This is a genomic window from Cryptosporangium minutisporangium (assembly GCF_039536245.1).
Taxonomy (GTDB): Bacteria; Actinomycetota; Actinomycetes; order Mycobacteriales; family Cryptosporangiaceae; genus Cryptosporangium; species Cryptosporangium minutisporangium.
The window spans coordinates 74,083-97,378 of record NZ_BAAAYN010000017.1 but is presented as its reverse complement, the minus strand read 5'-3'; the positions used below and the strand labels follow the sequence as shown (position 1 = coordinate 97,378).

The window sequence follows — 23,296 nt, the reverse complement described above, 5'->3', positions numbered from 1 at the left end:
TGGAGAGGGAGGTCGCAATGCGACCGTTGCGGTTCGTCGCGCTCTCCGCTGACGGGCAGGCCATGATTCTGACCGACGAGGTCGGGCGGATGCTTTCGCTCGCCATCGACGACCAGGTGATCGCCGCCGTCCAGCGGGAGCGGACCGGTACCCCCGGTCAGCTATCGATGGATGTGGAGGCGACGTTGACGCCGCGAGACATACAGTCCCGGATCCGTTCCGGCGAGTCGGCGGAGCACGTCGCTCGGCTGGCGAACGTTCCGATGGAGAAGGTCCTGCGGTTCGCCGGGCCGGTGCTGCAGGAGCGGGCCGCCATGGCGCAGCTCGCCCGCCGCACTCGCCTGCGGGGAGCCGACAGCGGCCAAACCCTCGCGGACGTCGTCGACGGGCGCCTCCGGGCGCACGGAATCGACGTGGAGACCGTGGCGTGGGACAGCTACCGGCGGGACGACGGCGGTTGGCGTACCACCGCCACGTGGCCGTCCGGGAAGGCGACCGCGCACGCGATCTGGGATCTCGACCGGACGCGGACGATGGTGACGCCGGTCGACGAGATGGCGAACTTCCTGTCCAGCGAGAACCAGGACATCCTGATCGGACCGGACGAGCAGATGCTCGCGTTCGGACTTCCGGCAGGCAAGCTTCCGGACGACGCGGACCCGAAGGAGGGTCCGGTCGTCCCCGCACTGTCGATGCTGCGGCGGCGCGACGAGCGTCGTCGGGAGGAGCCCGCGGTCACCGAAGCGGTCGCCGCACCGGCGCGGGAGGTGCCGCGCGAACTGCCTCGCGAGGGGCGCGGCGACCTGCGTCAGGCGGCGGCTCGCGAGAGCGGTCGTGGTCGCCCGCTCGATCCGCGCTTCGACGACCTGCGCCGTCCGGAGCCGTCCCCGCGGGAGACGCCGACCCCGGAGCCGCCCGCCGCGGAGGCCGGTCCTGCGCCGGTCGTCGCGTCCGGACGGGACGGGCTGCGGGGTGCCGGGTGGCTCGACGAGCCGCGTCCGGCGGCTGCGGCCGGTCCGCGCCCCGACGAGGTGCGGCGTCCCGACCCGTGGGGCGACGACCCGCGGCGTCCGGCGGGACGACGTGGTGACCTGACGACCGGTGGGGAGCAGCCGCAGCCGGCAGCGCCCGGCGGCGGGAACAACTTCGCCGGGCGGAGCGACTGGCGGGAGCGGCTCGACCCGACCGGTGTGGGGACGCCGCCCGCGGCGAACCCGACGTCGGCACCGCCTGCCAAGGGCGGCAGTGGCCGGTCACGCAAGGCCGAGCTCCCCAGCTGGGACGACATCCTGTTCGGCTCAGGCGCGCGTAGGTCCTGACGCGAATATCCGCCAAATCCGCCTCCACAGCGCGCGTGGAGGCGGATTTGGCGTATCTGGGCGGACCTAGTTCTCGGTGGGGGCGGGGACGCGGGGGATACGGGCTATCTGGCGGGACTGGGCTACCAGGCGGCCGGCCGAGTCGCGGATCGTGCAGTCCTCGTCGAACCAACCCGACGCGAGCACGCGCCCGCGCAGTTCGGCCCGCAGCCACCCCGGCGAAGGCAGCACCCGCAGGTACGTCGTCAGCTGGACGGTCGGTGCCCAGCCGTACCGTCCGATGGTGAACGTCACCGGCGGGAACGCGTCCGCGGCGAGCAGGCAGACCAGCGGATCCGGGTCCCGCCCGTCCACCATCCGCGCCCACCCGCGCAACGCCATGCTCCCGTCCGGACGTCCGCGCAGCAGGTTCGCGAACTCCGGTGCGAGCCGGACGTCCACGTGGTCCATCAGCCCCAGGCGCGTCCCGGGCATGACGTCCGACCGAATCCGCGTGCACTGGTCGGGGGAGGGCAGCTCGATCGGCGGCGCGAGGTCGACGTCCGGATTGCTCGAGTCGAGCGTGCTCGTGACCACCGAGGACACCAGTACCGGCTGCCCGTCCTGGATCAGCGTCGCCCGGCTCGTGCCGACCGTCTTCCCGGTACGCAGCCGCTCGACCACGATCTCCGCTTCGCCGGCGTGCGGAGCCGTCAGGAAATCGGTGGTCACCGCGACGGGGTGTGGATGGCCCTCCGCCGCGAGCACGGCTCTCACTACCGGAAGCTGAAGATAACCCCCGTTGAGCGAAGAACCGATCGCCCAACCGCCGTCGATGAGTGTTGCGTACCGATCTGGACCGGTCTCCCGGATCTCGGTATGGATCTCCAGCACGCAGCCCAGCCTGCCAGACCGCACCCGACGCTGCCCCTGTTCTGCACGCGTCGACTTGCAACCAGCAACAAACTTATTCAAGAGGCCAGTCGGTCAGTGATTGATAGCTGACCGCTTGTGTGCCTTCCGGGGTGCGATGTTGCGTGCTGCGCATCAAGTGCACTCGGCTGGCGACCCACGGTGGTCCCGCGTAGGCCTGCAACGCCGCGACGTCAGCCCGCAGCTCGTCCGCGGTGACCCGGCCACGCGGCCGGGCGAGCGTCAGGTGCGGCCGGAACGGTCGCCGCTCCAGCACCACCCGCGCCGCGCGCAGGTGCCGGCGGAGCGCGCGCGCCGTGCGTCCGAGTGCCTCGACGTCACCGGTCACCCCCACCCACAGGACCGTCTCCCCGAAGCGTCCGCCACCGGCCAGTGCCAGGGTGCCCGCTCGGCCCGCCGCTGCGCCCTCCGCGAGGCGCTCGGTCACCGCCGCGAGCCGCTCCTCCTCGATCTCGCCGAGGAACGCGAGCGTCAGGTGCCAGAGCTCGGTCCGGACCGCCCCGGCGCCGGCACGGACCACGTTCAGCTTCTCCACGGTTTCCCGGAGATGCTCCACGGCCGCGGGCGGCGGCAGCACCGCTACGAACAGACGCATGCCGGAGAGCATCGCACTGCTGCTGCGCGCGGCGGCTCCAGCCGACGTGAGCGACTCGACTGTCGGCAGCACTGGCGGAATGCAGAGATCCGAGAGATCGTTACCTCAGGTAACGAGTTGTCTGCACCAACTGAGGGGGCTACCGAGAGGAAATGCCCGAGCACTCCACGTCCGCTGTGACGGCCATACCCGCGCTACGCGACCTATCCACCGGTACCGACTCCACCGGTACCGACTCCACCGGTACCGACTCCACCGGTACCGACTCCACCGGTACCGACTCCACCGGTACCGACTCCACCGATATCCCCGCCCACGACGAGCTCGCGGTCCGACTGCGCTCCGCCGCCGGGCGATTCGTCCGTCGGCTGCGGGCCGAACGTCCGCGGCACGGCCTGACGATGACGCAGATCTCGGCGCTGTTCACGGTCGCGAACGGCGGCGGAAACCTGACGCCGCGTCGGCTGGCCGAGATCGAGCGGATTCAACCGCCGGCCGCCACCCGCACCGTGGCGGCGCTGGAGGAGCGTGGCCTGGTCCGGCGCGCACCGCACCCGACCGACGGACGCCAGATCGTGCTCTCGACGACGCCCGCAGGCGAGGCGTTGATCGTCGCCGACCGTCAGGCGCGGGAAGCGTGGCTCGCCGCCCGCCTGGCCGAGCTCGATGAAGCCGACCAGGCCGCACTCCGTGCCGCGGTGGCGATCCTCGACCGGCTGGCGCGCGCATGAGCCCGGGGTATCGCGCGATGTTCGCGTCGCTGCGCGTCCGGAACTACCGGCTGTTCGCCAGCGGGCAGATCGTCTCGCTCACCGGCACCTGGATGCAGACCACCGCCCAGGACTGGCTGGTGCTCGACCTGTCCGACAACTCCGGTACCGCGCTCGGCATCGTCACCGCGTTGCAGTTCACGCCGGTGCTGCTGCTGACGCTGTGGGCCGGAGCGCTCGCCGACCGGCTGGACAAGCGCAAGGTGCTGCTCGTCACCCAGTTGATCTCGATGCTGCTCGCCCTCGGAATGGGCGTGCTGGTCGTGACCGGCACCGCGGCACTCTGGAACGTCTACGTGTTCGCGCTGCTGCTCGGCACGGTCAACGCGTTCGACACCCCGGCCCGGCAGTCGTTCATCTCCGAGATGGTCGGTCCCGACCGGCTGCCGAACGCGGTCTCGCTCAACTCCGCGACGTTCAACTCCGCCCGGTTGCTGGGGCCTGCGGTCGGTGGCCTGGTCATCGCCGGGGTGGGTGTGGGACCGGCGTTCCTGATCAACGGGGCGTCCTACCTGGCGGTGCTGGCCGGACTGTTCGCGATGCGCCCGAGCGAGTTGCTCACCGGCCGCCGGGTCGAGCGGGCTCGCGGTCAGGTGACGGAAGGGCTGCGGTTCGTCTGGGGCCGCAGGGATTTGCTGCTGGTCATCGCGATGATGTCGGTGCTCGGCACGCTTGGCATGAACTTCAATCTGACGCTGCCGCTACTGGCCAAGGTGGAGTTCGACGTCGGTCCGGCCTCGTTCGGGCTGCTCTCCGCGGCCTTCGCGGGTGGAGCGCTGATCGGTGCGCTGATCGGGGCACGCCGTACCACGCGGCCGTCGGCTCGCTGGGTGCTCGCCTGCGCGGCCGCGTTCGGTGCACTGGAGTGCGCGGTGGCGTTCACGCCGAACTTCGGCATCGCGGCGCTCGTCCTGCTGTTCGTGGGGCTCGCCTTCATCGCGCACAACAACGCCGCGAACGCCCGCGTGCAGCTCGGTACGCCTGCGCATCTGCGCGGTCGTGTGATGTCGCTGTACATGCTGGTGTTCCTCGGCGGCACGCCGCTCGGCTCGCTGATCATCGGTCCGATCTCGGAGCGGTACGGGCCCCGCGCGGGGCTCCTGATCGGCGGGATCGCGGTGTTGATCGCGGCGGCCGCTCTCGCGGTGGCCCGGATGCGCGCCCGTAAACGGCCCGCCGTCCCGGCCGAGCGGGAGGCCCCCGCCGACCGGGCACCCGCCGCCACAGGAGTCAAATCCTGATACTTCAGTGGCAACAGTGAAGCCTGTGACGTCTTAGCGACTATGCCGGAGAACGTCCGATCCTTCCTGCTAGCTTCCCCGCTGTCAGCGGCGCCCGGGGGGTACCCACCCGGCCGTCTCAACGGGGAAAGGAATGCAGGATGTCTCGAGTGATCCCGCGGCTCGTCGGAGCCGCGATCGCGGTCGCGGCGTTAAGCAGCACCCTCGCGTGCGGAATCGTCGGCGCCGACAACACGGAGGCCTGCGAGAACATCAAGAAGGAGGTCCAGAACTTCACCACGCAGTCGGTGCAGAACATCGACGACCCGAAGGCGCTCGGCCAGTCGTACCACGACCTCGCGGACAAGATCCGCTCCGAGGGTGAGAAGGGGGACGGCGATCTCCAGGACGCCACCCGGGACCTCGGCGCCGCCTACGACAAGCTCGGCGACACGGTGACGAACGCGTCGACGGCGTCCAACCCGACTGTTCCGGACTCCAGCGAGGTCACGGCCGCCGGAGTCAAGTTCAAGAACGCCTGCGACTGACGCTGCGGTCCGTACCGGACCCGCTCCAGCTCCGGCCTTCTCTCGAAAAGAGTTCACCTGTCCGGCCCGGCGTCGCCCCTCGGCGCCGGGCCGTGGTCTTCCGCGTTACGCTGCCGATATGGCTCGCCGTCCGACTCGTCCGACGCCGGAGCCCTTGGATGTCGACGCGGTCAGCGTCGTCACGGCCGGCACCGCGCTCTGGGGCATCGCCGCCCTCGTGCTGGCCACCTTCGGCCGGAACTGGCTCGCTCGGAACGACGACACGTGGTGGATCTGGACGTGCGTCGCCGGCTTCGTGCTCGGCTTGATCGGGATCGCGTTCCTCCGCCGTCGTCGTTCGCGGCTCGGACGAGTGGCCGCGGCGCGCGCCGAGCAGCCGCCCGGAGCCCCGCCGACCGACTCCGTGGCGTCCGTCGTCGACCCGACCGGTCCGGCCGCCCCGACCGCGTCCGCGAGCACCTCTGACGCCGCGCACTCGACCGGCGAGGCAGCAGCCGACACCGACCTGACGAAGCCGGGTCACCGCTCCGAACCGGCCTGAGCATCTGCCCCACGGGCCCAGCCAGGACGCGTCTCAGCGTCCGGTGAGCGCGGCGTCAGCCGAGAGCCTTGCTGTCAGTCGCCTGTGCGCGCCCTGACAGCCCGGGCGCCGAGAGTGGAGTCACCCCACCCGAACGGGAGACTCCGCAATGTCCTACGCAATCGAGGCTGAAGGCCTCGTCAAACGGTACGGGTCGACGACCGCCCTCGACGGCGTCGACCTCGCCGTTCCGACCGGGACGATCCTCGGCGTACTCGGCCCCAACGGGGCCGGCAAGACCACCGCGGTCCGCGTCCTCGCCACCCTCGTGAAGCCGGACGCCGGCCGGGCGCGCGTCGCCGGGTTCGACGTCGTGAGCCAGGCGCCTTCGGTTCGCGCCCGGATCGCGGTCACCGGCCAGTACGCCTCGGTGGACGAGGATCTGACCGGCACCGAGAACCTGGTGATGATCGGCCGCCTGCTCGAACTGTCCCGCCGCGACGCGAAGGCGCGCGCCCGCGAGCTGCTCGAACGCTTCCAGCTGACCGACGCGGCCGGTCGATCGGCGAAGACGTACTCCGGTGGCATGCGTCGGCGGCTCGACCTGGCCGCGAGCCTGGTCGGCCACCCCGACGTCATCTACCTCGACGAACCGACCACCGGCCTGGACCCGCGAAGTCGCGGCGACGTCTGGGACACCGTTCGCGGGCTGGTGGCGGACGGTGTCACCGTGCTGCTCACCACCCAGTACCTGGACGAGGCCGACCAGCTGGCCGACACCATCGCGGTGGTCGACCGCGGACGGTTGATCGCCACCGGCACCCCTGACCAGCTCAAGGCGCAGGTCGGCGAGCAGACGCTGGAGGTACGCCCGCTCGACACCGACCGGCTCGACGACGTCGCCGCGATCGTCGCCGCGGTCACCCGGGTGGAGCCGACCCGCAACCCGGCCCGCGCCCTGGTCACCGCTCCGGTGGCCGAACCCACGATGCTCGCGGACGTCGTCCGGCGCCTCGACGACGCCGGGATCGCGGCCGGGGAGCTGGGCCTGCGCCGGGCCAGCTTGGACGAGGTCTTCCTGACGCTGACCGGCCACCCCACCGACGACGAGAGGAGCGCGGCATGACAGCCACGATGGTCACCCCTCGGACCACCACCGGACCGGGCCGCGACGAACCCCGGGCTCCGACCCGGTTCGGCCCGGCCCGGACGCTCGGCCAGTCGCTGACGCTCACCTGGCGCAGCCTGCTCAAGATCAAGCACTCACCGGAGCAGCTGCTCGACCTGACGCTGCAGCCGATCATCTTCGTCATCCTGTTCGTGTACTTGTTCGGCGGCGCGGTGAGTGGCAGCCAGGACACGTACCTGCAGTTCGTGCTGCCGGGCATCCTCGTCCAGAGCGTCGCGTTCGCCAGCCTCGGCGTCGGTATGAACCTCTCCAGCGACCTGGAGACCGGGGTGTTCGATCGCTTCCGGACGATGCCGATCGCCCGGTCGGCGCCGCTGGTCGGCGCGGTGCTCGGTGACGTCGTCCGGTACGTCGTGACGGTGACGATCGTGCTCGGCTTCGGGATGATTCTGGGCTTCCGGATCGGGACCAACCCGCTCTCCGCGCTCGCGGCCTGCGCGCTGGTGCTGCTGTTCGCATTCGGCCTGTGCTGGGTGACCGCGCTGATCGGTCTGCTGCTCCGCAACCCCCGCACGGTCCAGGGCATCGGCGCCATGCTGATGTTCCCGCTGACGTTCGGCAGCAACCTGTTCGTGCCGACCTCGACGCTGCCGGGCTGGCTCCAGGCCTGGGTGAACATCAACCCGATCACGTTCGTGGTCGAGGCGGCTCGCGCGCTGCTGATCGGCGTCGGGCCGGTCGCCGAGCCCGTGACCAAGGTGCTCATCTCGGTAGCGGTACTCTGCGTGATCTTCATGCCGCTGTCGCTGGCCGCCTACCGCCGACGTACGTGACCCGCGAGGCACCGATCGGCACGCGGCTGAGGGCGCTCGACCCGAGACGGCCTCACCGCGTGCCGGCGGCGGCCACCAGCTTGCGGGCGAGCTCCGGGACGTCCTCCCGGGGCGCTCGCTGGCCGAGGGAGTACCGGGCCGCGAACTCCTCGTCGCCGAGCGCCTCGGCAGCGGCGGCCCGGGTGCGCAGGACGTCCGGGTTGCCCAAGTCGGGAAGACCGCGGGTGCGCGCGGCGGCCCCGAGCAGGCTCGCCGCGCTGGCCGCGTCCCCGACGCCGAGCGCCACGGCCGCGGCCGACTCGATCGCACCGGCGAGGACCGGCGCGTCACGGGATTCCTCGGCAGCGTCGAGGGATTCCTGGGCACAACGCCGCGCCTGTTCCGGGTCGTCGGTGGCGAGTAGCACGTAGCAGTAGTCGGCGAGCAGCAAGGATCTGATCTGCGGTGGTCCGTACGGGGTCACGCGGTACCTGGCCAATTCGTCGGCGAGCAGCACGGCGGCGGTCTGCACGTCGCCGTTGAGCCGACGCACGGTCGCCTCGATCGCGCCGAAGAACCCTCGGGTCGAGGCGTCGTCTCCTATCCGCGCGACCGCGTCGGCGCTCTCCTCGAGGTACTGGTCGGAGCGCTGCGAGTCGCCGAGCCGGGCCCACTGCAGCGAGAGCTGGAGCAGGATCCGTGGCCGGTCGTCCAAGCCGTCCAGCTCGGTGATCAGTTGGTCGGCTTCCTCCAGGGCGGCGATCGCACCATGGTGATCACCCCGGAGTGCTTTGATACCGGCCAACGCACTCAGCGTGGCTCCCCGCCCCCAGCGGTCGCCGACCGCGTCGAACGCGTCGCGGGCGGCGTTGAACAACGGCTCGGCGCCGGCGAGGTCCCCGTCGTTCTCCATGATCGCCGCTTCGAGGAAGATCCCGAGCGCGCGGAGCCAGGGGTCGGGATGAGTACGGGCGCGGTTGAGCGAGACCCGGATGCGGTCGTTCTGATCGGCGAAGAACCCGACGATGCTGTCGGCCAGGATCAGAATCGGCGGGGCGTCCGGAGCCGCGACGTAGGGTGCGATCTCCGTTGCGATGCGGCGGGCCTGCTCGCGTGCGGCGAGGTAGTCGGTGCTGGTGCTCGCCTCCATCAGACCCGTGAACGCGCGGACGACCGCCGCGCTGACCGGCGGCGCCTCGTCGACGAGCGGGAGGACGGCCTGGCACCAGCGGGCCGCCTCCTGGTGCGCGCCGCGGACCGTCAAGTACCAGGCCAAGGCGGCGACCAACCGGACCGCCGAATCTGCGCGTCGCTGGTCGACGGCCCACCGGAGCGCGGCGCTGATGTTCTCGTACTCGAGCGTCAGGCGAGCGGTCCAGACGGCCTGTTCCGCGCCGCGCAGCTTCGGCTCGGCCGTCTCGACCATCTCGAGGTAGTAGGCGAGCAGTGCGTCCCGTGTCCGGGCCGTCTCGCCCGCGTCCGTCAGCCGCTCGGCACCGAACGCGCGGACGGTCTCCAGCATCCGGTAGCGCGGCGGGTCGACGTCGGCGACCAGCTCGATGAGCGACTTGTCCACCAGCGACGCGAGCGTGTCCAGCACATCGGCGGGCGGCAGCAGCTCCTCGTCCGCGCAGACCTGTTCGGCCGCCTCCAGCGTGGCGCCCGCGGGGAACTGCGACAGGCGTCGCCAGAGCACCTGCTCTGGGACGCTCAGCAGCTCCCAGCTCCAGGCCACGACGGCGCGCAGCGTCTGGTGGCGGGGGAGCGCGGTGCGGCTGCCGCCGGTGAGCAACCGGAACCGGTCCCCGAGCCGGGCGGCCAGCTGCTGGGGGGAGACCGACCGCAGCCGGGCGGCGGCCAGCTCCAGTGCCAGCGGCAGACCGTCCAACCGCCGGCAGATCTCGACCACCGCGGCGACGTTCTCCGGGTTCAGGGCGAACCCGGGGCGGACGGCCGCGGCCCGGTCGACCAGGAGCTGGACGGCCGGGTAGCGCGCGGCCTGGGCGGGCGTGGGCATGCCGAGCGGCGGGAGAGCCAGACTGGGCACCGAGTGGAGCCGCTCGCCCGGCACGCCGAGCGGCTCCCGGCTGGTGGCGATGATCCGCAGCTCCGGGCAGTCGAGCAGCAGCGAGTGGGCGAGCGCGGCGACCGACTCGATCAGGTGTTCGCAGTTGTCGAGCACGAGCAGCGTGGGGCCCGCGCTCAGCGCCTTGGTGAGGATCTCGTGCACGTCCGGCGGACCAGCTCCCTCGACACCGGGCCGGCCGCGGTCGAGCAGGCCGACCTGGCGGCGCCCCAGGCTGGTGAGCACCGTCTGGGGTACCTCGCTGCCGTCACCGACCGGCGCCAGCGCCACCATCCAGACGCCGCCGGGGCAGCGGTCGGCGAGCCGCGCGCCGGACTCCTCGGCCAGCCGGGTCTTGCCCGCACCACCCGGACCGATCAACGTGATCAGCCGCTCGGTGGTCAGTAGGTCGGCGACCGCGGCCAGCTCGGTCCGGCGACCGACGAAACTGTTGAGCTGCGGTCGCAGGTTGCCCCGCGGTCGGTTCGGTGCCCCGCTCTCCGGCGCCCTCGGCTCTGGCGTCCTCGGCTCCGGCGGACGGACGGTGCGCGGCGGCCGGGCGCTGTTGTCCGCGGTCCGTCGGGTGGGCGCGCCGAGCACGCTGGCGTGCGCGGCCGCCAGCACCGGCCCCGGGTCGACGCCGAGCTCATCGGCGAGCCGACGGCGGATCCGGTCGTACACGGCCAGCGCGTCCGCCTGCCGGGACGCGCCGCCGAGCGCGAGCATCAACTGCGCGTGCGGACGCTCGCGCAGTGGGTGCTCCTCGACGAGAACTTCCAATTCCGGGACGACGTCCGCGTGCCGTCCGAGCGCGAGGTCGGCGTGGATTCGGTCCTCCAGAGCGCCGAGCCGGGCGTTCTCCAGCCGAGTGACGACCGCCCCACGGAACGGCACGTCGCCGACGTCGGCCAGCACCGGCCCACGCCACAGCGCCAGCGCTTCCCGGAGCGTCGTGGCGGCCCCGAGCGGGTCACCGCCCTCCAGCGCGCGGCGCCCGGACGTCGCTGCCCGCTCGAAGCGGTGCGCGTCCACGGCGTCCGGATCGACCGCCAGCCGATAACCGGCAGGCACCGACTCGACGGCTCCGTTGGGCAGCGCCCGGCGGAGCCGACTGACGAGCGATTGCAGAGCGTTCACCGCCCCGGCGGGCGGTTCGTCCCCCCAGACGGCGTCGACCAGTGCGTCGACGGTGACCAGACGACCAGCGTCCAGGGCAAGGCGGGCCAGCACCGCACGCAACCGTTGGCCGCCGACGGCGACGGGTGCGCCGTCTGCCCTGACCTCGACCGCGCCGAGTAGTCCGACCTCCACCGTTGGCCCACCTCCGCCGTTTGGGGTTCATTCTCTGCCTCCTGTCACATCGATCGCGACGGAGTTCCCCTCTGGGCGATCTTGCGGTGGTGGAACGGTGGTCAGGGGCGGCGGCGGTCGGTCCGTCGGCGTGGGCGGAGGACGTCGATCGAGCCGGTGGTGCCGGCCGGGCTCGTCGGTCGGACGGTGGCCGGATCGTCGCGGGGCTGCGGCTCAGCGGCGGGTGCTTCCGGCGGGGTGCTGGTGGCGACCGGGTGGGCGTCCGGAAGGTCCGGAGCGTCAGCCGGCTCCGACGAGACGCCGGAACCGTCCGGCGCAGCGACCTGCCGGGCGCGGCGCCGACGCCGGACCCGCACCACCCAGCCGGTCAGCGCCAGCAGCGCGAGAACGATGATGCCGGTGTTGCCGACGACCTCCTCGACCCGCTCGTACGAGTCGGCGGCCAGATATCCCAGCACCGGGCAGCCCACGCCCCACAGCACGCAGCCCGCGACGCTGGCCGCGAAGAACGCCGGGTACGGCAACCGCGACACCCCGGCCGCGGCCGGGGTCACGGTGCGGAGGAACGGCAGGAATCGGCTGACGACGATCACCAGCCAGCCGTGGCGACGCAGTGACGCGGCGGCGCGCTCGACTTGGTCGTGCCGCCGCCGCAGCAGCCGGCCCTCCAGCACGTTCGGGCCGAAGCGTCGACCGAGCAGGTAACCGGTGGTGTCACCGGCGATCGCAGCCACCACCACCAACGGGATGACGGCCTGCAGCGAGAGTTGCTGCTGGCTGGCGAGGACCCCGGCGACGATCGCCGCGGTCTCACCCGGGAGGAGCATGCCCAGCAGGACGGCGGTCTCGGCGAAGACGATGGCGAGGATCAAGGCGTAGAGGACGGGGGCACGGAGGTCGGTCACGAGCGTGACGACCGTGTCCATTCACGCCTCCTTCGCGGCGGCTCGGCACCGGCCGCCGTAGGGCCGGATCCCGCCGGACGCCGTTTCCAGCGTCCGGCGGGAGTCGCTTGTGGGCAAGCGTGTTTTTCCGCGCGGTCGGTCAGCCCACCGGGACCGGCTCGGGCTTCTCCTCCGGGCGGGGCGGTGCCACCGGCTCGTCGGCCGGCTCGACCGTGAGGTGCGGCAGGATCCGGTCCAGCCACTTCGGGATCCACCAGTTCGCCGAGCCGAACAGGTGCATCAGCGCGGGCACGAGCAGCGTCCGGAGGATGAACGCGTCGATGAAGACGGCGCTCGCCAGTCCGACTCCGAACTCCGCGATCACCCGCTCGCCCTCGAAGATGAACGCACCGAAGACGAAGATCATGATCGCCGCCGCCGCCGTGATCACCCGACCGGTGCTGGCCTGGCCGACCCTGACCGCTCGCCGGTTGTCGCCGGTGTGCACCCACTCCTCGTGCATCCGGCTGACCAGGAACACCTGGTAGTCCATCGAGAGTCCGAACAGGATCGCCAGCATCATCACCGGCATGAACGCCTCGACCGGCCCGGCGGCGCCGCCGCCCAGCGCTTCGACGCCCCAACCCCACTGGAACACCGCGACGATCACCCCGAACGACGCCGCCGCTGCGAGCACGTTCATCACCGCCGCGGTGAGCGGCACCAACAGGCTGCGGAACGCCACCATCAGCAGCAGGAAGCCCAGCCCGATGATCACGCCGAGGAACAGCGGAAGCTTGCTGGTGAGCACGTCGGCGAAGTCGTCGAAGATCGCGGTCAGACCGCCCACGTGCACCTGGATCGTGTTGCCCTGCTCGACGCTCGGCACCACGTCCTCGCGCAGCCGGGTGATCAGCTCGCTGGTCTGCTCCGACTGCGGTGACGTGGTCGGGATCACCTGGACGATCGCCAGTTCCGCCCCGGGCTCGGTCGGCATCGCCATCACCGCGGCGACGCCGGAGTCGTCCCGGACCCGCTCCACCAGCTCGTTCAGCGCGGCGGTGTCACCGGGCGACTTCAGCTCGGCGACCAGCTGCAGCGGTCCGTTGAAACCCGGCCCGAAGCCGTCGGCCAGCAGGTCGTACGCCTTGCGGGTGGTCGTGTCGGCGGGGTTGTTGCCCTGGTCGGACGAGCCGAGCCGGATCGAGAGGGTCGGGATCGAGAGCACCGCGATGAGGGTGATCGCGATCGCGGCCAGCATCCGCGGACGTCGCTCCACGATTCCGGCCCAGCGGGCCCAGACACCGCGCGTGGCCGCGTCGTGCGGCCCTTCGGCGGCCAGTCGGCGCCGCTCCCGGCGGGAGAGCACCCGCATCCCGAAGAAGCCGAGCAGCGCCGGGAGCAGGGTCACCGCAGCGAGAACGGAGAAGAGCACCACGACCGAGGCCGAGACGCCGATGCCGGTGAGGAAGCTGAGATTGAGCACGAGCAAGCCGAGCAGGGCGATGCAGACCGTGATGCCTGCGAACACCACGGCGCGGCCGGACGTGTTCAGCGCTCGAATCGTCGATTCTTCGACCGACAGGCCTGCCTTGAGGCCGTTGCGGTGCCGGGTGACGATGAACAGCGCGTAGTCGATGCCGACACCGAGGCCGATCAGCGCGCCCACGGTGGGCGCGATCGTCGCCACCGACATCACGTGGCTGAGCAGGATGGTCGCCGTCAGACCCCCGGCCAGCGCCAGCACCGCGGTGATCAGCGGGATCGCCATCGCCAGCACGGAGCCGAACGCGATCAGCAGGATTACCGCGGCGGCCATCAGGCCGTAGATCTCGGAGCTGCCCGGCGGAGCCTGGGTCGCCACCTGGATCGCGTTGCCGCCGAGCTCGACGTCGAGGCCGTCGGTGCGGGCGTCCTCAGCGAGCCCGATCACGTTCTCGATGTGTTCGAGGTCGATCTCTTCGGCCTGCCCGTTGAACGTCACGGTGGCGTAGGCGATCGTGCCGTCCCGGCTGATCTGCGTCGCGCCCTGATCGGTATACGGGCTGGTCACCGAGGTAACGGACGGGGAGTCGGCGACCTCGGCGAGCATCTCGTCGATGCGCTGCTGGACCGCGGGGTCCTTCACCGAACCGGAGTCGGTGTGCCAGACGATCGTGTTCTGGTCGCCGGCCGCCTCGGGGAAAGCGTTCTGGAGAAGGTCCAGGGCCTTTGTCGATTCAGTGCCTGGTAACGCGAAGCTATCGTTGTAAGCGGAACCCGCCGTCTGGCTGGCGGCACCGAGGCCCAGCAACCCGACGACCCAGAGGACCACCACGACGATTCGATGGCGATAGCACCACCTGGCCAGTCCGGCCATCGGTCACACCCCCGCGGGATTGAATTAATCGAACGGTCGGTTAATACTTTGGGCAGCCTAGGGCGGCATGTCAACTGACTAGTGCGTGTCGTCACGCAGAGTTCACATCCGGCAGCGCGTGGGTAGGCCGGGTGGAGTCGTCGTGGGGTCGTAGCGGTTACGGTCCAGTACCGCCGGACCCTGTGCGGGGGAGCGCATAGTTCGTACGCTTGGCAGTCGAACGCCTAGCGGAGAGGAGCGTGACGTGGGGCGGACGGCTGGAAGTACGGCCGAGGGCACCCGGCAGCGGATCCTCGACGCCGCGACCGAGTTGTTCGAGCAGCGCGGGTTCGCGGGCACGTCCATTCGCGACCTCGCGGTGCGGGTCGGGATGACGAAGGCGGCGCTGTACTACCACTTCCCGTCGAAGGAAGAGGTGCTGCAGGCGCTGCTGACGCCGTTCATGGACGACATCGACCGGATCATCGCCGCGACCGCGGCCGGGCAGTGGTCCCGGGCCGAGCTGGTCAAGCGGCTGATCACGCAGATGAACGAGCGCGGTGAGTTCCTCAACGCGGTGCTCAGCGATCCGTCGGTGAAGCACGCGATGTTCGAGCGTCTCGGGATGGCGAACCGGGTGGCGTCTCTGCTGCGGGTTCTCGCCGGTTCGGACGATCCGACCGCGCTGCTGCGCGGCCGGTGCGCGATGGGCGCGCTGATGTCCGGATTGCTGCACCACGACCACAGCGGTCCGGACGGCCAGCCGCAGCGGCCGCTGCTCACGCCGGACGAGCAGGAGACGATCTGCTCCGCAGTCCTAGCCGTTCTGGAGTGCGGCACGGAGGGCGGCCCGCTCAGAACGAGCCTGACGGCCGAGCGCGCCTCTCTATGACGGCAGGCCCGAGGTCACGGCCCCAGGGGCGCTGACGCGTGGCGCGCCTGACGGTAAGGGCCAACCCGAGTAGGTGTCGGCGCGCTCGGACGCCAGCCTCGCCCTGAACGGGCTCCAGCTCAGAGCAGAATGGTCGCGGTGCACTTAGTCGGTGTCGGTGGTGCGCTCCGGAGCGGTGGCAGGCACCGGCGTCAGGCCGGCGGCGACCTCGTCGAACGCCTCGGTAATCAGGGCGAGCGCCTCGCGGAGGAGCTCTTCGCCGATCACCAGCGGCGGCAGGAACCGGAGCACGTTGCCGTACGTGCCGCAGCTCAGCGTCACCAGCCCGCGCTGGTGGCACGCCTTGTTCACGGCGGCCGCGAGCTGAGGTGCGGGGTTGGTGGTGCCCGGCTCGACCAACTCGACGGCGAGCATCGCACCGCGTCCGCGGATGTTGCCCAGCCACGAGTGCCGCTCGGCGAGTTCGTGCAGCGCCGGCAGCATGACCTCGCCGATCCGCCGCGCCCGCCCGGCCAGGTCACCGGACTCGATCTCGTCGATCGCGGCGAGCGCCGCGGCGCACGCGACCGGGTTACCGCCGTACGTCCCACCGAGCCCGCCGACGTGGGCGGCGTCCATGATCTCGGCCCGGCCGGTGACCGCCGCCAGCGGCATGCCGCCTGCGATGCCCTTCGCGGTCGTCACCAGGTCCGGCACGATCCCCTCGTGCTCGGACGCGAACAACGAGCCGGTACGCCCGAAGCCGGTCTGGATCTCGTCCGCGACGAAGACGATGCCGTGCTCCCGGCAGTACTCCGCGAGCGCAGCGAGGAAGCCAGGCGCGGGCTCGATGAAGCCGCCCTCGCCCTGGATCGGCTCGATCACCAGCGCGGCGACGTTCTCCGCCCCCACCTGCTTGTCGAGGACGCTGAGTGCCCGCGCCGCCGCGGCCGGGCCGGAGGCGTCCAGCCCCGCCGCTTCGTCGCGGTACGGGTAGGACATCGGGAGCCGGTAGACCTCGGGCGCGAACGGGCCGAACGAGTGCTTGTACGGCATGTTCTTCGCGGTCAGCGCCATCGTCAGGTTCGTCCGGCCGTGGTAGCCGTGGTCGAAGACGACGACGGCCTGGCGCTTGGTGTACGCGCGGGCGATCTTGACTGCGTTCTCCACCGCCTCGGCGCCGGAGTTGAACAGTGCCGACCGCTTCTCGTAGTCGCCCGGGGTGAGGCGGTTCAGCGCCTCGCAGACCGCCACGTACCCCTCGTACGGGGTGACCATGAAACAGGTGTGGGTGAACGCGGCAGCCTGTGTGGCCACCGCAGCGGCCACGGCCGGGTTCGCGTTCCCGACGTTCGTCACCGCGATGCCGGAGCCGAGGTCGATGAGCTGGTTGCCGTCGACGTCCACGATGATGCCGCCGCCCGCAGCGGTCACGAACACCGGGAGCGTGACGCTGACGCCCTGCGCGACGGCCGCGTTGCGGCGGGCCAGCAACTCGGTCGAGCGTGGGCCGGGGATCGCGGTGACCAGCTTGCGCTCCTGCGGGACGCTGCCGGCGCCTGCCGAGTCGACGACGCGGTGGTCGGTCTGAGTCATCGGTCCTCCAGGGGCGCTGTTTCGCGATCTTTTCCGGGCGGCTTTGCTCGGATCCGCAGTATTGCACGCCGTTAACGACGGATCGAGTGGTCATCGGCTCACCAGGCGGGCACGTTCGTCCATCGTCCCGCAGCGGACCCGCAGTGCGCTACCAGGCGGCCCCGCGAAGCGCGGGGCCGCCTCGGTGCGGGTCAGTGCTTGCGCAGGCCCGGCACCACGATCTGGATCAGCTCGACGTCGTCGGCCTTGCCCGTGATCCGGCCGTCGTTGCCCGGGAAGTTGTTGTCGTTGGTGACGAACACCCTCTCGCCCGTGAGCGGCAGGATCGTCTCCACCGACTGGAACGGGAAGGCGAACGTCGGGCCCACGCCGAACTCACCGGTGCGGGCCGGGGTCGAGATCCGCCGCGGATCCGCGATCCTCAGCAGGTCGGCGATGGTCGTCGACTTCACGGCGCCGGTGCTGTCGGCGGTGTCCAGGTCGGCGATCTGGATCTTCTTGACCTTCGCCTCGGCGCCCTCGAAGTTGTCCCGCTCGAGCCACGCGATCCGACGTCCGTCCAGCACCTGGGCGTCGGCGACCACGTTCCCGACCGCGCTGACGTTGATCGACCAGGTCTTACCGGTGTACTTGTTCGCGCGGACGTCGAACTCGTACACCACCCGGCGGGCCTTGTCGGTGTCGGCGACCTTCGGACCCTCGAGGATCGGGTAGAGCTTCCTGCCGTCCGAAGAGATCGCCATCGCCTCGAACCCGTTGCTCGCGCCGAGGGAGGGCGTCTCGCCGGCCTTCAGGTCCGGCGACTGCGGCGACTTCGTGCCGTCCGCGAGCGGGATCGGAGCCTGCAGGACCTTGCCGGTCTTGTCGACCTTGACCAGGTACGGTCCGAACTCGTCGCCGATCCAGAGGTTGCCCTGCGCGTCCCGCTGGAGCGACTCGATGTCGAAGTCGGCGCCGGTCAGCAGCCGGTCCTTCGTCGATCCGTTCACGATCGGGAACGGGATCTTGCGGTCGGGGTCGCGGAAGCTGAGGAACCCGTCGATCGAAGTCTTACCGAGGCCCGGCGTGCGGGACGGCCCGGTCCGGTAGTGCGGCCGCACGTAGTAGGCGCGCAGCAGGAAGTCGGCGGAGTTCGCCTTGGTACCGAAGCCGTTGTCCGGCATCGCCAGCAGCCGCCGGCCGGACCGGTCGCCCGGTGTGGCGGTGATCGCCGCCGAGAAGCCGGGGATCGGCTGCCCGTCGAACGGCGGCGTGACACCGTTCACCGTCGTCTTGTCGAGCGCGGTGCCGGAGACCGGGCCGGGCTGGTAGTCCGTCGCCGAGATGCCCGAACGGCCGAGCAGCGTCACCTCGCTGTACTTCGACGAGTACGCGGCGGACGGGGTCGCCGAGAGCATCACCGTGGCGAGCGCTGTGAGCACAGTGCCGACCGGAACGGCGAGACGGAACGGCAGCGGGAGGCTGCGCACCGAGGACCTCCAGGGTTCTGCGGCTCGCCCGGGGAGCGTCCGGGCGGAGCGGTGGGCGGGGCCCGATCGAGCCCGTTCCCGATCGAAGCGTCGCAGATCGAACATCGGATGAATCGGGACCATCGCAGTGTTGTCGGTTCTGCGCCGTGGTGCCCCCTGAACCGCGCCACTGCCTGCGAGTTAGCGTTGCGGCGGTGTCTTAACCAAGGAGCCCGCATGTCTGCTTCGTCCCCTGACGTCGTGCCGTTCTGGCTGGCCGGTGAAGCCGCCACCAGCGACCGGACGTTCGAGGTCCGTCATCCGCACGACGGGTCGCTGGTCGCGGTCGTCGCCGAACCGACGCCCGAGCAGACCGAGCAGGCCGTGGCGGCGGCGCACGCGGTGCGGACCGCCGCGGCCGCGACCCCGGCGCACGTCCGGGCCGCCGCGTTGAACCACGTCGCCGACGAGCTCACCGCGCGCTCCGAGGAGGTCGCGCGGCTGATCACCGCCGAGAACGGCAAGCCGGTGAAGTGGGCCCGGCTGGAGGTCGCCCGAGGAATCTCGACGTTCCGCTGGGCGGCGGAGGAGGCTCGCCGATTCAGCGGAGAGCTGCAGCGGCTGGACACCGACCCGGCCGCGACCGGCCGGATCGCGGTGACCCGGCGGTTCCCGCGCGGGGCGGTACTGGGCATCTCGCCGTTCAACTTCCCGCTGAACCTGGTCGCGCACAAGATCGCGCCGGCGATCGCGGTCGGCGCGCCGATCGTCCTGAAGCCCGCTCCGAAGACGCCGCTCGCCGCGCTGCTGCTCGGTGAACTCCTGGCCGCGACCGACCTGCCGACGGGCATGGTGAGCGTGCTTCCGGTGCCGAACGAGCGGGCCGGTGACCTGGTCGCCGATCCGCGGCTGCCGGTGGTGTCGTTCACCGGCTCCGGCCCGGTCGGGTGGAGCATCAAGGACGCCGTGCCGCGCAAGCACGTCACGCTGGAGTTGGGCGGCAACGCCGCGGTCGTCGTCTGCGGTGACTACCCGGACCTGGACTGGGCGGCCACCCGCATCGCGACGTTCTCGAACTACCAGGGTGGGCAGTCCTGCATCGCGGTGCAGCGGGTGCTGGTCGCCCGCGACCGCTACGAGGAGTTCGTCCCGCTCCTCGTCGACAAGGTGAAAGCGCAGGTCACCGGCGACCCGTCGGACGAGACGACCGACGTCGGCCCGCTCATCGACGTCGCGGCCGCGCAGCGGGTCGAGTCGTGGGTGGACGAGGCGGTCGGGCAGGGCGCCGAGCTGCTCACCGGTGGTGTCCGTGACAACGCGGCCTACGCGCCGACCGTGCTGGCCGGCGTGCCGTCCGACGCCACGGTCAACCGCGAGGAGGTGTTCGGACCGGTCCTCACGGTGACCCCGTTCGACACCGTCGACGAGGCGTTCGCGCTGGTCAACGACTCCGAGTTCGGGTTGCAGGCCGGGGTGTTCACGCGGGACATCCAGACGGCGTTCACCGCGCAGCGAGTGCTGGAGGTGGGCGGAGTGATCGTGGGGGACGTGCCGAGCTACCGCGCCGACCAGATGCCGTACGGCGGCGTGAAGGCGTCCGGCGTCGGACGCGAGGGCCTGCGATCGGCGATGACCGACTACACCGAAGAACGGGTGATGGTCCTAACGGGTGTGGATCTGTAATTCCACATTAAGGGCAGAAGGAACGCTGGCGGAGCGCTGGCAAACTCAGGGGAGTCCCGCGCGGCCCTCGGCTGCGGCCGCGCGGGGCGACACGGTCCCGCGCCCCGGTTCCGCACACCGGGTGACGCCGACGCCAGGAGTTGTTCCCCACGTACGCCCGCAGACTGACCACCGCACTCGTCGCCGCACTCGTCCTCGCTGGCTGCACCGGCGACGGCGACGAGAAGAAGAGCGTCCCGTCGCCGACGAAGTTCACGGTCCCCACGGCCGGCCCCGCGTCCAGCCTCGGCCAGACCGAGGGTGCCCTGAACCTGGTCGCACCGGCCGGCTACGTCGAGACCGGCCGGACCGACAAGTCCGCGGACTGGGTCACGCCGTTCACGAAGGCCACCGGCTGCAAGGTCGAGGTGACGCTGACCAGCGGGCCCGACGAGACCGCCTCGCTGATGGCGAGCGGACGCTACGACGGCGTGGCCGCGACCGGCGACGTCGCGCTCCGGCTGGTGAACCAGGGCACGGTCGCGCCGGTCAACACCACGCTCGTGCCGGGGTACGCGCAGGTCGTGCCGGGGCTGAAGGACAAGCCCTGGTACACCGTGGACGGCGTGCGGTTCGGCGTCCCGGTGGGGCGCTCGGCCAACGTCCTGCTCTGGCGCACCGACGTGGTGACCAAGCCCTTGACGTCCTGGCAGTCGGTCTACCAGGCGGGCTCGCCGTACCAGGGCCGGGTGACCGCGCCGGAGACGCCGATGACGATCGCCGACGCCGCGCAGTACCTCAAGACCGCGCGACCGGAACTCGGAATCCGCAGTCCGTACGCGTTGACCGAGGCTCAGCTGGACGCGGTGGTCGAGACGCTGAAGATCCAGCGGAAGCTGGCCGGCGGGTACTGGACGGACTACCGGCAGGCGGTGCCGGCCTTCACGTCCAAGCGGGTAGTGGTGGGACAGACCAGCTTGGCCATCGCTCAGCTGACGAAGGCGAGCGGTGCGCCGGTGCAGTCGGCGGTGCCGGCCGAGGGGTCGACCGGAACGTCCACCACCTGGATGCTCGGCGCGAAGGCGCCGCACCCCAACTGCATGTACAGGTGGATGGACCACGTGCTCAGCCCCACGGTGAACGCGCGGATGGCGGAGTGGCTGGGAATCGCGCCCGCGACCGCCGCCGCCTGTGCGAAGACGACCGACCGGTCCTGGTGCCGGACGTTCCACGCGACCGACGAGCCGTTCTACGCGAAGGTCGCGATGCAGACGGCGCCGCTCGTCGACTGCCGCGATGACCGCGGAACCACCTGCACCAGCTACGGCACCTGGTCAGAAGCGTGGAAACGCGCCGTGGGCTGACGCCCCAGATTTCAGTGCAGGAGCACGAGGCCGCCCAGGGCGGCGGTGAGCACCGCGCCGGCGGTGATCGCGACGACCACGCTCGCATGCGGCGGCCCCGGCTCGGGCCGACGCAGAGCGAGCCATCGGCGTTCGCCGAGTACGCACGCCGCCAGTACGAAGGCTCCGATCGCGCCGATCACGATCGTGGCCGGGAGCAGCGGCCAGTGCATCAACAGCCCGCGGGACAGCAACAGCGTGACGCCGCCGAGGCCGGTCAGCGATCGGACCCAGGCCAGCGCGGTGCGCTCCGACGCCAGCCCCGGAGGTCGCCGGCGCGTCGTCACCTGTCGGCGCCGAGAACGACGACGAGGACGAGGAGCACCGCACCGAGCGCCAGCAACAGCGCGAGCACCTGGGGGTACCGGGTGGACGGCAGGTCACGCCCGGAGCGCATCCGCCGCTCGACTTGCACCCAGCGGACCGCCGCGTGCACCGCGGTTGCCGCGCCGAGCACCAGCAGGACGGACGCGATCGTGGCCCGCAACGCGGGACGGCCCAGGTCGGGTAGCAGCTGGTCGACAGCGAGCCCACCGCCGACCAGGGCGAGCGCGGTGCGGATCCAGGCGAGGAACGTGCGTTCGTTGGCCAGCGAGAACCGGTAGTCGAGTTCGTCTGCCGGATCGGTAGGTCTTGCCTCGTTCGGCTGGCGGAGTCGCACCTCATCAGCCATGCCGTACCGCCCGGTGTTTGAGCGCACCCGCGCTGCGGGAACCTGGGTGACGGGGAGGGCCACCCGTTCTGCCGGTACTTCGGTATCGGCGTCTTCGCCCGCAAGGGCGCGCGGTGGTCCTCCCTTTTGATCAGTCCTCGGTGACCGTGACGCCGCGCCAGAACGCGACGTGGTCGGTGATCGCGGCGGCGGCCTCCTTCGGCGCCGGGTAGTACCAGGCGGCATCCCGGTTCTCGGTGCCGTCCACCTCGATCGAGTAGTAGCTCGCGGTGCCCTTCCACGGGCAGAACGTGTGCGTCTGTGACGGGCGCAGGAAGTCGGCCCGAACCGCCGACGCGGGGAAGTAGTGGTTCCCCTCCACGACGACCGTGTCGTCGCTCTCCGCTATCACGACACCGTTCCAGGTCGCTCGTACGGTCACGTCGTCTCCCGGTTCTCTCGGTGCTTCCAGCTTAGGCCCGCCGCGGCCTACCCCGCCGAGGGCGTGGACCCCATTCCGCAGCCACAGGGAATTCTGTTGGTTGACAGTTGATCTCGTCACCTGTCAGAGTTCTCTGACATATGGAAGAGCGCACCGACCCCACCGGCGACGAGCTGTTGCTGATGCTGAGCGCACTGGCGAATCCGCATCGGCTCCGCATCGTGGCTGCCCTTGCCGCCGGCCGGAACTACGTCAGTCGGCTAGCCCGCGAGATGGGCATGAGCCGGCCGTTGTTGCACATGCACCTGCAGCGCTTGGAAGCAGCCGGGTTGGTGTCAGGCCATCACGAGGTCTCGGAGGACGGGAAAGCGATGAGATACGTCGAGGTGACGCCGTTCGCCCTGCGGCTGACCCCCCAGCAGATCGCGGCCGCCACCCGCACGCTCAGCGGCCCCACCAACGAGGGGCGGTGACGCGCTGATGGAGTGGCCGGTAGCCATCGTCGCCTGCGCGGGCGTGCTGTTCGCCACCGTGATCGCCTGGCAGATCTTCGCGACCGGCCGGGTCGCGGTGATCCACGGCATCCGGAAGGAGATCGCGGTGGACGTCCAGAAGGAGAACCAGGAGGCGCTCGAGGAGTTCCGCGCGACGCTCGCCGAGCTCTCGGCGGGCCAGCGTGAGATCTCCGAGGGCGTCGCCGAGTTACGCGCCCGGGTCGCGGCGATCGACAAGCTGCTCCGCGAGGTCGGCTGACCTGACGGCGACGCCGCCCCCCGAGGGCGTCCCCGCCTGAACCACC

The 23,296-nt window shown here is 71.0% G+C and carries 22 protein-coding genes; 12 read left to right on the top strand and 10 right to left on the bottom strand.

What is annotated here, in order from left to right; all coding sequences use genetic code 11:
- The first annotated feature begins 17 nt into the window (after window positions 1–17).
- Window positions 18–1,319, top strand: coding sequence for a septation protein SepH (sepH, locus tag ABEB28_RS12245; RefSeq protein ID WP_345728164.1), 1,302 nt, complete (start codon window positions 18–20; stop codon window positions 1,317–1,319).
- A 66-nt stretch (window positions 1,320–1,385) separates the two neighbouring features.
- Here the strand turns inward: sepH and ABEB28_RS12240 are convergent, their stop codons facing one another.
- On the bottom strand, window positions 1,386–2,192 hold the full coding sequence (locus ABEB28_RS12240; RefSeq protein ID WP_345728163.1) for a thioesterase family protein: 807 nt from the start codon (window positions 2,190–2,192) through the stop codon (window positions 1,386–1,388).
- A 73-nt stretch (window positions 2,193–2,265) separates the two neighbouring features.
- Window positions 2,266–2,826 carry an RNA 2',3'-cyclic phosphodiesterase gene (gene thpR, locus ABEB28_RS12235; RefSeq protein WP_345728162.1) on the bottom strand — a complete coding sequence of 187 codons (561 nt, stop codon included), beginning with the start codon at window positions 2,824–2,826 and terminating at the stop codon, window positions 2,266–2,268.
- 305 nt (window positions 2,827–3,131) lie between these two features.
- On the opposite strand from thpR, the gene ABEB28_RS12230 reads away from it, so the two are divergent.
- From ABEB28_RS12230 to ABEB28_RS12205, 6 genes are all read left to right on the top strand, one after another.
- On the top strand, window positions 3,132–3,557 hold the full coding sequence (locus tag ABEB28_RS12230; RefSeq protein ID WP_345728623.1) for a MarR family winged helix-turn-helix transcriptional regulator: 426 nt from the start codon (window positions 3,132–3,134) through the stop codon (window positions 3,555–3,557).
- Window positions 3,554–4,837: an MFS transporter gene (locus ABEB28_RS12225; RefSeq protein WP_345728161.1), complete on the top strand. Its 1,284-nt coding sequence runs from the start codon at window positions 3,554–3,556 to the stop codon at window positions 4,835–4,837. Before ABEB28_RS12230 ends, ABEB28_RS12225 begins: the two co-directional genes overlap by 4 nt.
- Window positions 4,838–4,977: 140 nt before the next feature.
- Complete coding sequence (locus ABEB28_RS12220; protein ID WP_345728160.1) at window positions 4,978–5,364, top strand: hypothetical protein; 387 nt, start codon at window positions 4,978–4,980, stop codon at window positions 5,362–5,364.
- Between the two features lie 118 nt (window positions 5,365–5,482).
- A complete protein-coding gene (locus tag ABEB28_RS12215) occupies window positions 5,483–5,905 on the top strand; it encodes a DUF2530 domain-containing protein (protein WP_345728159.1) in 423 nt (140 codons plus the stop codon).
- A gap of 148 nt (window positions 5,906–6,053) precedes the next feature.
- A complete protein-coding gene (locus ABEB28_RS12210; RefSeq protein WP_345728158.1) occupies window positions 6,054–7,010 on the top strand; it encodes an ATP-binding cassette domain-containing protein in 957 nt (318 codons plus the stop codon).
- Window positions 7,007–7,846, top strand: a complete 840-nt coding sequence (locus ABEB28_RS12205) for an ABC transporter permease (protein ID WP_345728157.1) — start codon at window positions 7,007–7,009, stop codon at window positions 7,844–7,846. The genes ABEB28_RS12210 and ABEB28_RS12205 overlap by 4 nt, the downstream gene beginning before the upstream one ends.
- Before the next feature lie 52 nt (window positions 7,847–7,898).
- Here ABEB28_RS12205 and ABEB28_RS12200 read toward each other — a convergent pair whose 3' ends face one another.
- The 3 genes from ABEB28_RS12200 to ABEB28_RS12190 form a co-directional block, all read right to left on the bottom strand.
- Window positions 7,899–11,201, bottom strand: a complete 3,303-nt coding sequence (locus ABEB28_RS12200) for an AfsR/SARP family transcriptional regulator (protein ID WP_345728156.1) — start codon at window positions 11,199–11,201, stop codon at window positions 7,899–7,901.
- Window positions 11,202–11,302: 101 nt separating this feature from the next.
- A complete protein-coding gene (locus ABEB28_RS12195) occupies window positions 11,303–12,127 on the bottom strand; it encodes a DedA family protein (RefSeq protein ID WP_345728155.1) in 825 nt (274 codons plus the stop codon).
- Window positions 12,128–12,245: 118 nt separating this feature from the next.
- Window positions 12,246–14,444 (bottom strand): MMPL family transporter, encoded by a 2,199-nt coding sequence (locus tag ABEB28_RS12190; protein WP_376980293.1) that lies wholly within the window; start codon window positions 14,442–14,444, stop codon window positions 12,246–12,248.
- Between the two features lie 244 nt (window positions 14,445–14,688).
- On the opposite strand from ABEB28_RS12190, the gene ABEB28_RS12185 reads away from it, so the two are divergent.
- On the top strand, window positions 14,689–15,315 hold the full coding sequence (locus tag ABEB28_RS12185; protein WP_345728153.1) for a TetR/AcrR family transcriptional regulator: 627 nt from the start codon (window positions 14,689–14,691) through the stop codon (window positions 15,313–15,315).
- A 144-nt stretch (window positions 15,316–15,459) separates the two neighbouring features.
- On the opposite strand, the gene gabT is transcribed toward ABEB28_RS12185, so the two are convergent.
- Both gabT and ABEB28_RS12175 read right to left on the bottom strand, forming a co-directional pair.
- Window positions 15,460–16,890: a 4-aminobutyrate--2-oxoglutarate transaminase gene (gene gabT / locus ABEB28_RS12180; protein WP_345728152.1), complete on the bottom strand. Its 1,431-nt coding sequence runs from the start codon at window positions 16,888–16,890 to the stop codon at window positions 15,460–15,462.
- A 191-nt stretch (window positions 16,891–17,081) separates the two neighbouring features.
- A complete protein-coding gene (locus ABEB28_RS12175) occupies window positions 17,082–18,359 on the bottom strand; it encodes an esterase-like activity of phytase family protein (RefSeq protein WP_345728151.1) in 1,278 nt (425 codons plus the stop codon).
- Between the two features lie 216 nt (window positions 18,360–18,575).
- On the opposite strand from ABEB28_RS12175, the gene ABEB28_RS12170 reads away from it, so the two are divergent.
- Together ABEB28_RS12170 and ABEB28_RS12165 are read left to right on the top strand one after the other, a co-directional pair.
- Window positions 18,576–20,021, top strand: coding sequence for an aldehyde dehydrogenase family protein (locus tag ABEB28_RS12170; RefSeq protein WP_345728150.1), 1,446 nt, complete (start codon window positions 18,576–18,578; stop codon window positions 20,019–20,021).
- A 140-nt stretch (window positions 20,022–20,161) separates the two neighbouring features.
- Window positions 20,162–21,364, top strand: a complete 1,203-nt coding sequence (locus tag ABEB28_RS12165; protein ID WP_345728149.1) for an extracellular solute-binding protein — start codon at window positions 20,162–20,164, stop codon at window positions 21,362–21,364.
- Between the two features lie 11 nt (window positions 21,365–21,375).
- Here ABEB28_RS12165 and ABEB28_RS12160 read toward each other — a convergent pair whose 3' ends face one another.
- The 3 genes from ABEB28_RS12160 to ABEB28_RS12150 all read right to left on the bottom strand — a co-directional run bounded on the left by ABEB28_RS12160 (window position 21,376) and on the right by ABEB28_RS12150 (window position 22,497).
- Complete coding sequence (locus ABEB28_RS12160) at window positions 21,376–21,690, bottom strand: DUF202 domain-containing protein (RefSeq protein ID WP_345728148.1); 315 nt, start codon at window positions 21,688–21,690, stop codon at window positions 21,376–21,378.
- Entirely contained in the window at window positions 21,687–22,076 is a 390-nt protein-coding gene (locus ABEB28_RS12155) for a YidH family protein (protein ID WP_345728147.1), read from the bottom strand. The genes ABEB28_RS12160 and ABEB28_RS12155 overlap by 4 nt, the downstream gene beginning before the upstream one ends.
- Window positions 22,077–22,206: 130 nt before the next feature.
- Window positions 22,207–22,497: a DUF427 domain-containing protein gene (locus ABEB28_RS12150; protein WP_345728146.1), complete on the bottom strand. Its 291-nt coding sequence runs from the start codon at window positions 22,495–22,497 to the stop codon at window positions 22,207–22,209.
- A 140-nt stretch (window positions 22,498–22,637) separates the two neighbouring features.
- Here ABEB28_RS12150 and ABEB28_RS12145 point away from each other — a divergent pair, with 140 nt between their 5' ends.
- Window positions 22,638–22,970 (top strand): ArsR/SmtB family transcription factor, encoded by a 333-nt coding sequence (locus ABEB28_RS12145; RefSeq protein WP_345728145.1) that lies wholly within the window; start codon window positions 22,638–22,640, stop codon window positions 22,968–22,970.
- 7 nt (window positions 22,971–22,977) lie between these two features.
- Window positions 22,978–23,250, top strand: coding sequence for a hypothetical protein (locus tag ABEB28_RS12140; protein WP_345728144.1), 273 nt, complete (start codon window positions 22,978–22,980; stop codon window positions 23,248–23,250).
- Window positions 23,251–23,296: the final 46 nt, after the last annotated feature.